1 protein-coding gene is annotated in these 328 nt (G+C 44.8%); it reads right to left on the bottom strand.

The genetic code is table 11. The features are described from left to right. The coding region (locus ACFILA_RS09805) for a tape measure protein (RefSeq protein WP_375661155.1) at positions 1 to 289 on the bottom strand (289 nt) is incomplete at its 3' end. Positions 290 to 328: the final 39 nt, after the last annotated feature.

The following is a 328-nucleotide window of genomic DNA, read 5'->3' as shown; positions in this document are numbered from 1 at the left end:
CAAGTGAGGTAAATACTTCTTGCATGTCTTTCGATGTGATCTTGCCGGCCTTAGCCATTTGACGCATACCAGCAACAGTAGTGTGGAAGTGCTTAGCTAGGGCTTCATCAATCATTGGGAAGTAAGACCCAATCTGGTTTAATTCCCCAGCCGTGATCTTACCAGTAGCCATTCCGTGCACCATATCTTGTGATACAGCTTGAATTTGGTCTCCAGTCAAACCAACGGCATCAGCCATGTTCAGCATAGAACTAGTAAGGGTATCAGCTTGCTTCTTTGATGAGTGCAAGTGGTAGAATCCCTGTTCCAGTTCATTAACGATATCTAC

The organism is Bartonella sp. CL71SXKL, assembly GCF_042194935.1.
Taxonomy (GTDB): Bacteria; Pseudomonadota; Alphaproteobacteria; order Rhizobiales; family Rhizobiaceae; genus Bartonella.
Note: the sequence above shows the minus strand (reverse complement) of the source record. Positions and strands in the feature narration are given on the sequence as shown.